Genomic DNA, 9,006 nt, shown 5'->3' on the forward strand with positions numbered 1-9,006 from the left:
GGCCCGTCCGGGCGGTGCCGGACGGGCCTGCGGGAGCCGTCGGACCGTCAGGCGATGGAGAAGTCGTCGCCGTAGACGTTGCCCTGGGCGTACCAGCCGTGCAGGTAGACCGAGACGGTGCCGTTGGCCCCGGTGGTGAACGGCACGGTCAGCTTCGTCCAGCCGGTCGAGGACACCCAGGTGGAGGCGGTGGCGCCGCCGCTGACGCCGACGTAGGCGTAGCTGCCCTGCACCCAGGCGGTCAGCGTGTAGGAGTGGTTGGGCGCGAGGGTGACGCTCTGCGCGCACTCGCCGGTCTGGCCGGAGGTCGCGGCCGCCTGCAGGGCGTGCGTGCCGGAGTGGGCGGGCGCGGTGACCACGGCGCCGCCGCTCTGGCAGGTCCAGGGCGCGAGCGCGCCGGTCTCCAGGCCGCCGTTGACGATGCTGCCGCCACCGCCGCCGCCGGTGCCCTGGACGGTGAGCGTGTAGGTGGTGCTGTGGCTGCCGGAGGGCGCGGTGCCGGTGACGGTCAGCGGGTAGCTGCCCGGCGCCGCGGCGGCGGTGGTGCTGACGGTAAGGGTGGCGCCCGTTCCGGCGGTGACCGAGGAGGCGCTGAGGCTCGCGGTGACGCCGGCCGGGGCGCCGCTGACCGACAGGTTGACGGTCTGTGCGGAGCCGGCGGTGACGGCGGTGGAGAGCGCGGCGGTGGTGCCGCCGCCCGCGGTCACCGTGCCGGCGGCGGGGCCGAGCGCCAGCGAGAAGTCATTGGTGACCGTCCCGCTGCCCGAGGTGAACGGGGCGAAGACGTGGCTGAAGTCCCAGGTGTTCTGCGCGATGCCGGAGCAGTTGTCGGCGCCCGTGGTGCCGGCCGCCGCGCAGCTGCCGTTGTCGCGCTGCAGGGCCCAGAAGGAGAGCGTGTTGATGCCCTTGGAGACGGCCCAGTTGTACACCGCGGTGGCGTTGGCGACGGTGAACGTCTCGGCGGGGCCGAAGTCGTCCACGCCGGGCATCTCGGTGACGCCGATGGACGCCCAGAGCTGGGCGGCGGTCTTCGACGGGTAGAGCGCGGCCAGCTGGTTGTACAGGCCGGTGGCGGCGGTCTGGGTGTCGTTGGCCATGTTGTGCGCGGCGTTGTCGTAGTAGTCGAAGGTCATCAGGTTGACGACGTCGATCCGCGCGTTGTTCTGGACGGCGTTCTTCAGCACGTTGAGGCCGTTGGCGGCCAGTCCGCCCGTGGTGGTCGGCAGCGTGTAGGAGAACTGCACGGAGCGGCCGTTGGCGGCGGCCCAGTCCTCGACCAGCTTGATCGCCTTGTTGCGGCGGTCGATGCCGGCCGTGTTGTCCAGCGAGTCGACCTCGACGTCGAGGTCGATCCGGCTGATGTCGTACGTGGTGACGATCTTCTCCAGCGCGGCGGCGATCTGGTTGACGTCCGTGCAGCTGTCGGCCAGTTCGGTGCCGGTGGAGTCGGCGGTGTAGCCGCCGAGCGAGGGGATGACGTCGCCGCCGTTCGCGCGGATCGCGGCGATGTCGGAGCCGAAGGTCGAGGAGGCGATCGGCATCCCGCTGTCGCCGTTCCAGTACGGCGTGCAGGAGCCCTTCTGGGCGGTCTGGATGAACGCCATCGTCAGGTTCTTGGCGCCGGACTGCTGGGCCAGCGCGGCCGGGCTCTCGCCCGTCCAGGCCTCGAAGTACGGCGCGAAGACGTGCTGCGGCAGCGGGGTGGCGGCCTGGGCCGCGCCGCCGCCGGCGACGGCGATCCCGGCGGCGGCGAGCAGGGTGGCACACCCGGTGAGCAGGGCGCTCAGGGGTCGTTGCAGACGCATGGGTACTCCCGTGGAAGACGGACGTGGCGGGTGGTGCGGCGGTGCAGGGAAGGCACGGCCGGCCGGCGGTCACACCCCCACGATGCGTTCCGGTCGGAAGAACGGCACCCATCTTTGGTCTGGACCAGTCGTCTGTCAAGAACCCTTACTGTTCATCAGCCCATCGGTGCCCGACCGGCGGTGAGCAGGTGTCCGCTGACCCCGAGCAGCGACGGTTCGGACTCGGCGGACCGCAGCGCGGCGAGCACCGTGCCCCGGCGCTCCGGATCGTCCAGCCACTCCTCCACCGGGCCCATCAGCCAGGCCGCGCCCTCCAGGCCGTACTGGCCGGTGACGTCGAGGCCGGCGTCGGCGAACTCCCCGGGGACGTCCCCGGCCCGGTGGAAGTACGCGGTGGTGAACAGCGGACTGTCGGGGGAGTGGGCGAGCGTGCCGCTCACCACGCAGGCGTCGGTGACCTCGCGCGGCCCGGGCTCGAAGTAGCGCTCCACCCGCAGCTGGTCGTGCAGCCCGGCGAAGCGGTTGATGGTGGCGGCCACCACGAGCCCGCCGGGGCGCACCGCCCGGCGGGCCTCGGCCAGCGAGCGGATCCGGTCGGCGCGCTCGGGCAGGTGGTAGAGCGGGCCCAGCATCAGCACGGCGTCGTGGCCGCCGTCCTCCACCGGCAGCGCGCGGGCGTCGCCGAGCACGGCCCGGACGCCGGGCAGCGCACCGGCCTGTTCCACGTGCAGCGGCACCGGGTCGACCAGGTCGACCTCGTGCCCGTCGGCGGCGAGCCACTCGGCGTGGATGCCGGCGCCGCCGCCGACGTCGAGGATCCGCAGCGGCCCCGGGCCGAGCAGCCTGCGCAGCACGTCCCGGGTGCGCCAGAGCTCCAGGCGGTTGTGGCTCCGGTGGAGCCGGCCCTGTTCCTCGCCGCGGGCGTAGTAGGCGAGGATCTCCGGGCGCAGGGTGACGGACGGGTCCGTGGTGTCAGTGGTCATGCCGGACATGATGATCGTCCGCGACCGGCGCGGTCGCCCGAATTTCGGTGGTGCCGGTCAGACCGCCAGCTCCGGCGGAACGGCGGCCAACGCCTCCTGGATGGCCGCGACCAGCCGGCGGGCGGACTCGGCGGTCAGCTCCAGGGCGACCCGGGCGCCCGGGCCGCGGCTCGGGTCGGCGAGGTCGATGTTGAGCGTGTGCTCGGCCATCGCGTGCACGGGATGGTCGAAGTACACGGTCAGGTCGGTGACGTGCAGCCAACTGCCGCCGGGGCCCTTGGCGCTGCCGTCGATCGCGTCGCGGACGGTGGTGTAGGTGCACACGGTCAGGCCCCCAGGTGCGTGCCGAAGAAGGCGGCGATCCGCTCCCAGCCGTCGTTCGCCGCGGCCACGTTGTAGGCCGGGCGGTCGACCGCGAAGAAGGCGTGGCCGGCCTCCGGGTAGGTGTGGAACTCGTGCGCCTTGCCGTGCTCGGTGAGGATCTGCGCCAGCTCGGCGACCTGCTCCGGCCCGGGGTAGGAGTCGGTGCCGCCGAACAGGCCGAGCAGTGGCGCGCGCAGCTGCGGCAGCCGGTCCACCAGGGTGGTGACCTTCAGCGGGAAGCCCTCGGGCGGGGTACCGGTGACGAACGCGCCGTAGCAGTCCACCGCGGCGTCCAGGTCCAGCTCGCAGGCGGCCAGCACGGCCTGCCGGCCGCCGGAGCAGTGCCCGATCACGCCGACCCGGCCGTTGGAGGTGTCCAGCTCCCGCAGGTGCGCGGCGGCGCCCGCCACGTCGCCGACCAGCCGCTCGTCGGGCACGCCGCCGGCCGCGCGGACGGTGGCGGCCGCGTCGTCCGGGGCCGCGCCGGGGGCCTCGCGGTAGCGCAGGTTCGGGCAGATCGCGTCGTAGCCGAGCTCGGCGAGGCGCCGGACCATCTCCTTGGTGGAGCGGTCGTAGCCGGGCATGTGGTGGATGACGACGACGCCGCCGCGCCGGTCCGCGCCCTCGGGCCGGGCCAGGTAGGCCTCGACAACGTCCCCGTGGTGGCCGGTGATCTCGACGGTCGTCGCAGTGAGGGAATCGCTCATGCGGCCAGCTATATCACAAGTCGAGACTGAACAGTCTATACTGATGATCATGACGAGCCCCCTCGACCCGGAGCGGATCGCGATCGACCTCCGGGCCTGCCTCGGGCCGCTGGTCCGCCGGCTGCGGCGGTTCCGGCCGGACGGCGAACTGACCCTCTCGCAGACCTCCGTCCTGGTACGGCTGGACCGAGAGGGCCCGGCCACCCAGAGCGCGCTGGCCGCCGGCGAGGGGATCCGTCCGCAGTCCATGGGGTCGATCGTCGCCGCGCTGCGGGCCAGGGGACTGGTCGGACGCGAGCCCGACCCGACCGACGGGCGGCGGGTCCTGGTCTCGCTCACCGAGGCGGGCCGGGAGGGCCTGCGCGGGGCCCGCCGGGAGCGGTCCCGGCGCCTGGCCCGGGCCATCTCCGAGGAGCTGACGCCGGCCGAGCAGGAGCAGCTGGCCGCGGCGCTCCCGCTGCTGGAGCGGGTCGCGCACCGGGTCTGACCGGCCGCCGGGCCGCCCCGGGCGGGGCGGCCCGGGAGGCTCAGCCCAACCCGTTGGCCTTCAGCCAGTCCTTGGCGACCGCCGACGGGTCCTCCTTGTCGACCGAGACCCGCTTCATCAGGCCAGTCAGCCCGGCGGTGTCGAGCTTGGCGGAGACCGCGTTGAGCGCGGCGGTCGCGGTGGCGTCCACCCCGGCCCTGTTCACCAGCGGGATGACGTTCTGCACGCTGAAGACGTTCTTCGGGTCGGCCAGCGGCACCAGCTTGAACTGGACGATCCGCGGGTCGGTGGTGAAGACGTTGCCGACCTGGACGGTGCCGTCCTTGAGCGCGTTGGCCGTGGTGTCGGCGGTCAGCTTCCACTCCTTGAAGCCGATCCCGTAGGCGTCCTTGAACTGCTGCTCGCGGCGGGACTTGAACTCCGGCGGGCCGCCCACCACCAGGTCGCCGGCCTTGCCCGCGAGGTCGGCGACCGTCTTCAGGCCGAGCCGGTCGGCGGTGGCCTGGGTGACCGTCAGCGAGTCCTTGTCCTCGGCCGCGGCCGGGTCCAGCACCGCCAGCGAGGCCGGCAGCTTCTGCTGGAGCTCGGCGCCGACCGCCTGCGTGCCGGTGGCGGTCGTCTTCGGGTCGAGGTAGGCCAGCAGGGCGCCGTTGTACTCCGGCAGCACGGTCAGCGCGCCGCTCTGCAGCTGCCCGTACAGCACCTCGCGGCTGCCGATGTTGAACTTCTCCTGGACGCTGACGCCCTTGGCCTTCAGGGCCTGCGAGTAGATCGAGGCGAGCAGCACGTTCTCCGGGAAATTGGCCGAACCGACCACCACGGTCTTCCCGCCGGCCGGGGTGGCGGCGGGGCTGCTGCCCGCCGCGAGCGGGTCGCCGCCCCCGGAGGAGGAGCAGGCCGCCGCACCCAGCACGAGGGAGGCTGCGGCGAGGGTACGGACCAGACGGGTCGTCATGTGGATTCCTTGGGTGCGCGGTCGGACCGCCGGGCGCGGGCGCCCGGCGGCAGTGCGAGACGGATCAGGACGGCGAAGAGCAGTTGGGCGGCGACCGCGAGCAGCACCACGAGCAGGGCGCCGCCGACGGTGGCCGGGTAGTCGCGGGTCGCCAGGCCGTCGACCACGTACCGGCCCAGTCCGCCGAGGCCGACGTAGGCGGCTACGGTCGCGGTGGCGACGGTCTGCACGGTGGCGGTGCGCAGGCCCGCGAGCAGGGTGGGCAGCGCGGCGGGCAGGCAGACCTGGCGCAGCACCTGGACGTGCGTCAGGCCGATGCCGAGGGCGGCGTCGCGGACCTCCGGGTCGGTGCCGCGCACGCCCTCCGCGGCGGCCACCAGCAGTGGCGGCGCGGCGAGGGCGACCAGCGGCACCAGCACGGCGGTGTCGCCGACGCCGGCGAGCAGCACGGCGAGTGTGACCAGGCCGAGGGTGGGCAGCGCCCGGGCGGCGCCGGTCAGCGCGGTCACCGCGAACGTGCCGCGGCCGGTGTAGCCGATCAGCAGGCCGAGCGGGACGGCCAGCAGCGCCGACCAGGCCAGCGCCTCGCCGCAGAACACCAGGTGCTCGGCGATGCGGTGGCCGATCGCGTCCGGCCCGGACTGCCGGGCCGGCGCGGTGAAGAAGGTGTGCAGCCAGTCGTACCAGTTCACCGGGCACCCCCGGAGGCCCACGGCGCGAGCAGCCGGCGGGCGAGCACCAGCACCAGGTCGGCGGCCAGCGCCAGCAGGGTGACGAGCACGATCCCGGCCACGATCGGCGTCGGGAAGGTCCGCTGGAAGCCGTCCACGAAGAGGTAGCCCAGGCCGCCGCGGCCCACCAGGGCGCCGACCGCGGCCAGCGAGATGGAGGAGACCGCGGCCACCCGCGCGCCGGCGACCAGGGCCGGTACCGCGGCGGGGAGTTCGACCGCGGCGAGCCGGCGCCACGGCCCGTAGCCCATCGCGATCGCCGACTGCCGGACGGCCTCCGGGGTGGCGCGCATCCCGTCCACGGTGGCCGGCAGCAGCACCGCCAGCGCGTAGCAGGTCAGCGGCACCATCACGGTGGCCCGGGTGGCCAGCCCGGTGTACGGGATCAGCACCACGAACACCGCCAGCGACGGCAGCGCGTACACCACGTTGAAGACGGCGGAGAGCGGCTGGTACAGCCGGGGCAGCCGGGCGCAGAGCAGCCCCAGCGGGACGGCCAGCAGCAGCGCGATCAGCACCGGGACGAGCGAGATCACCGCGTGGTCGAGGGTGAGGTCGCGCAGGTAGGCCAGGTGGCCGCCGATCCAGTGCCAGCGGACGAGCGGTTCACCGTCCACCGGGTGCCTCCGCGCGGTCCGGGTCGGCGCCGCCGCCGGTCTCCGTGCCGTCCGCGAGTTCCGCGCCGAGGGCGGCCAGCACGGCCGCGCGGGAGGCCAGCCCGAGGGCCAGGCCCCCGGCGTCCAGGGCGACGGCCAGGCCGGCGGGGGAGAGCACCGCCGCGTCCAGGGCGGCGCGCAGCGAGTCGGCGGCGGGTGCGAATCCGGGCGCGGGGCGACGCTCCGCGCCGCGGGCCCAGGCCTCGGGCCGGCCGTCCGCATCGAGCTCCAGCCGCCAGCCGTGGTGGCTGCCGGCGAGCGGCTCCAGGCGGATTCCGGCGGCGGGCCGCAGCCCGAGCCCGCGCAGTCCGCGGTCGCGGCCCAGGAAGGCGGCCACCCGCTCGTCCGCGGGCGCGGTCAGCAGGGTGTGCGGGTCGGCGAGCTGGGCGATCCGGCCGTGCTCGCGGAGCACCACCACGCGGTCGCCGAGCCGGACGGCCTCCTCGATGTCGTGCGTGACGAACAGCACCGTCTTGTTCAGCTCGGACTGCAGCCGCAGCAGCTCCTCCTGGAGGCCGGCCCGCACCAGCGGGTCGACCGCGCTGAACGGCTCGTCCATCAGCAGCACCGGCGGGTCGGCCGCGAGCGCCCGGGCGACGCCGACCCGCTGCTGCTGCCCGCCGGACAGCTGGTACGGGTAGCGGCGGGCGGTCTCCGGGGCCAGGCCGACCAGCTCCAGCAGCTCGGCCGCCCGGGCCCGGGCCCGCTTGCGGTCCCAGCCCAGCAGGTACGGAACGGTGGCGACGTTGTCGATCACCCGGCGGTGCGGGAACAGCCCGGCCTGCTGGATGACGTACCCGATGCCGCGGCGCAGGCCCGCCGGCCGCAGGCCGGCGACGTCGCGCCCGTCCAGCAGGACCCGGCCGGAGGTCGGCTCGACCATCCGGTTCACCATCCGCAGGATGGTCGTCTTACCGCAGCCGGACGGGCCGACGAGCACGGTTATTCGGCCCGCCGGCACGTCGAGGTCGAGGCCCTCGACCGCGACGGTCCCGTCCGGATGGCGCTTGCCCGCGCCCTCGAATCTGATCACTGGTGGTTCCCGGCGCCTGACGTGTCGTGACGGATGTACGGATGGTGCGGATGTGACAAACGAACACCTGATCGGCTCCCCATGGATCAGTCAGGCCAAACCCGTGTCCGCCGAAAGGGTGGGCAGCCCGGCCGCCGCCCAGGCGACGAACCCGCCGTCCAGGTCGGTCGCCCGGTGCAGCCCGAGCTCGCGCAGGCTCGCGGCGGCCAGACTGGAGGCGTAGCCCTCCGAGCAGACCACGATCCAGTGCACGTCGTGGTCCGACGCCTCCTCGATGTGGTGGCTGCCGGCCGGGTCGAGCCGCCACTCCAGGACGTTCCGCTCGATGACCAGCGCCCCCGGGATCCCGCCCTCGCGGGCCCGCTGCGCGGCCGGCCGGATGTCCACCAGCAGTGCCCCCTCGGACACCGCGCGGTGCGCCTCGGCCGGCCCCGGCCGGTGCACCCCGGCCCGCGAACGGACCACCAGATCGTCGATCGTCACCACTGCTCCGGTCCTTCCTCGGCGGTGCGGACGAGGCCCTGCGCCCGCAGGTCGTAGCGCGCCATCGAGCTCAGCGGCGGCGAGTACGCGTGGATGGTCACCGCGGGCCCCGCGGAGGTGTTGCGGACGTCGTGCAGGTAGGCGGCGCCGAACGCGCGCTCCGCGCCGGACGGCAGCCGGCGCACCAGCAGTCCGTCGTCCGGGCCGCCGAGCGACAGCTCCTCCAGCTCCCCGAGGGCGACCGTGAACGCCCCGCGCGAGCCGCCGTGGTCGTGGAAGCCGGTGGACTGGCCCGGCAGCCAGCTGATCAGCCACACCTCGTGGTCGTCGGCCGCGGAGAGCCGTTCGTACCAGCGGTCGCCGGTGGCCAGGCGGACCCGGTGGATCCACTCCTCGGGCCGGTCGGCGAGGTCGCGGACGATGCTGCGCAGTGCGTTCGGGGACAGCGGTCGGGCGGTGCCGTCGGCCCGCCCGGGGTCGGTTGCGGGTACGGCGAAGTCCAGGCTCATGGCACATCCTCGGGTGACCGGAGGCGGCGGCGGTCGTGCGGCGGGGCAGCACGACGGCCGGAGGGGAACGAGCGTCAGAACGAGCGGACGGTCCTGGCCCCGGAAGGCGGCACGGGGAGGGAGGGGACCGTCAGCGGGCACACATGTCGCTCGCCTGGCGTCGCAGATCGACGTGCAGGCGGCAGACCAGGGTGGTGCCGGGCTTCATGTGCCGATCGTTCACGACGCCGGCGCCCGGAGTCAAGCCGGTCCGGCAGGTGGGCGCGGCACGGCGGGCCGTCCGGCGGGCCGTGC

General features: G+C 74.3%; 11 protein-coding genes. 1 reads left to right on the forward strand and 10 read right to left on the reverse strand.

The window, feature by feature from the left end:
- Nucleotides 1–47: 47 nt before the first annotated feature.
- The 4 genes from ACFV0G_RS27965 to ACFV0G_RS27980 all read right to left on the reverse strand — a co-directional run bounded on the left by ACFV0G_RS27965 (nucleotide 48) and on the right by ACFV0G_RS27980 (nucleotide 3,858).
- Entirely contained in the window at nucleotides 48–1,805 is a 1,758-nt protein-coding gene (locus tag ACFV0G_RS27965) for a glycosyl hydrolase family 18 protein (RefSeq protein ID WP_380553760.1), read from the reverse strand.
- 155 nt (nucleotides 1,806–1,960) lie between these two features.
- Nucleotides 1,961–2,788 carry a class I SAM-dependent methyltransferase gene (locus ACFV0G_RS27970; protein ID WP_380553763.1) on the reverse strand — a complete coding sequence of 276 codons (828 nt, stop codon included), beginning with the start codon at nucleotides 2,786–2,788 and terminating at the stop codon, nucleotides 1,961–1,963.
- A gap of 57 nt (nucleotides 2,789–2,845) precedes the next feature.
- The gene (locus ACFV0G_RS27975) at nucleotides 2,846–3,112 is read right to left on the reverse strand and encodes a DUF6295 family protein (protein WP_380553766.1); all 267 of its coding nucleotides are present in this window, start codon (nucleotides 3,110–3,112) and stop codon (nucleotides 2,846–2,848) included.
- Nucleotides 3,113–3,114: 2 nt separating this feature from the next.
- Nucleotides 3,115–3,858: a dienelactone hydrolase family protein gene (locus ACFV0G_RS27980; RefSeq protein ID WP_380553769.1), complete on the reverse strand. Its 744-nt coding sequence runs from the start codon at nucleotides 3,856–3,858 to the stop codon at nucleotides 3,115–3,117.
- A gap of 49 nt (nucleotides 3,859–3,907) precedes the next feature.
- Between ACFV0G_RS27980 and ACFV0G_RS27985 the strand changes: the two genes are divergently transcribed.
- The gene (locus ACFV0G_RS27985; protein WP_380553772.1) at nucleotides 3,908–4,345 is read left to right on the forward strand and encodes a MarR family winged helix-turn-helix transcriptional regulator; all 438 of its coding nucleotides are present in this window, start codon (nucleotides 3,908–3,910) and stop codon (nucleotides 4,343–4,345) included.
- Nucleotides 4,346–4,385: 40 nt separating this feature from the next.
- On the opposite strand, the gene ACFV0G_RS27990 is transcribed toward ACFV0G_RS27985, so the two are convergent.
- The 6 genes from ACFV0G_RS27990 to ACFV0G_RS28015 all read right to left on the reverse strand — a co-directional run bounded on the left by ACFV0G_RS27990 (nucleotide 4,386) and on the right by ACFV0G_RS28015 (nucleotide 8,712).
- Nucleotides 4,386–5,300: an ABC transporter substrate-binding protein gene (locus ACFV0G_RS27990; protein ID WP_380553775.1), complete on the reverse strand. Its 915-nt coding sequence runs from the start codon at nucleotides 5,298–5,300 to the stop codon at nucleotides 4,386–4,388.
- The gene (locus ACFV0G_RS27995) at nucleotides 5,297–5,992 is read right to left on the reverse strand and encodes an ABC transporter permease (RefSeq protein ID WP_380553778.1); all 696 of its coding nucleotides are present in this window, start codon (nucleotides 5,990–5,992) and stop codon (nucleotides 5,297–5,299) included. Before ACFV0G_RS27995 ends, ACFV0G_RS27990 begins: the two co-directional genes overlap by 4 nt.
- Complete coding sequence (locus ACFV0G_RS28000) at nucleotides 5,989–6,648, reverse strand: ABC transporter permease (protein ID WP_380553781.1); 660 nt, start codon at nucleotides 6,646–6,648, stop codon at nucleotides 5,989–5,991. The genes ACFV0G_RS27995 and ACFV0G_RS28000 overlap by 4 nt, the downstream gene beginning before the upstream one ends.
- A complete protein-coding gene (locus ACFV0G_RS28005; RefSeq protein WP_380553784.1) occupies nucleotides 6,638–7,720 on the reverse strand; it encodes an ABC transporter ATP-binding protein in 1,083 nt (360 codons plus the stop codon). Before ACFV0G_RS28005 ends, ACFV0G_RS28000 begins: the two co-directional genes overlap by 11 nt.
- Before the next feature lie 90 nt (nucleotides 7,721–7,810).
- Nucleotides 7,811–8,206 (reverse strand): rhodanese-like domain-containing protein, encoded by a 396-nt coding sequence (locus tag ACFV0G_RS28010; RefSeq protein WP_380553787.1) that lies wholly within the window; start codon nucleotides 8,204–8,206, stop codon nucleotides 7,811–7,813.
- Nucleotides 8,200–8,712: a cysteine dioxygenase gene (locus ACFV0G_RS28015; protein ID WP_380553790.1), complete on the reverse strand. Its 513-nt coding sequence runs from the start codon at nucleotides 8,710–8,712 to the stop codon at nucleotides 8,200–8,202. The genes ACFV0G_RS28010 and ACFV0G_RS28015 overlap by 7 nt, the downstream gene beginning before the upstream one ends.
- Between the last annotated feature and the right edge of the window lie 294 nt (nucleotides 8,713–9,006).

Origin of the sequence: Kitasatospora sp. NPDC059571, assembly GCF_042735675.1 — a bacterium.
Lineage (GTDB): Bacteria > Actinomycetota > Actinomycetes > Streptomycetales > Streptomycetaceae > Kitasatospora.

Coding starts and splice junctions, on each gene's coding strand:
- ACFV0G_RS27985 (WP_380553772.1), top strand. CDS start 3,908: ATGACGAGCCCCCTCGACCCGGAGCGGATCGCGATCGACCTCCGGGCC.
- ACFV0G_RS27980 (WP_380553769.1), bottom strand. CDS start 3,858: ATGAGCGATTCCCTCACTGCGACGACCGTCGAGATCACCGGCCACCAC.
- ACFV0G_RS27990 (WP_380553775.1), bottom strand. CDS start 5,300: ATGACGACCCGTCTGGTCCGTACCCTCGCCGCAGCCTCCCTCGTGCTG.
- ACFV0G_RS28015 (WP_380553790.1), bottom strand. CDS start 8,712: ATGAGCCTGGACTTCGCCGTACCCGCAACCGACCCCGGGCGGGCCGAC.
- ACFV0G_RS27970 (WP_380553763.1), bottom strand. CDS start 2,788: ATGACCACTGACACCACGGACCCGTCCGTCACCCTGCGCCCGGAGATC.
- ACFV0G_RS27965 (WP_380553760.1), bottom strand. CDS start 1,805: ATGCGTCTGCAACGACCCCTGAGCGCCCTGCTCACCGGGTGTGCCACC.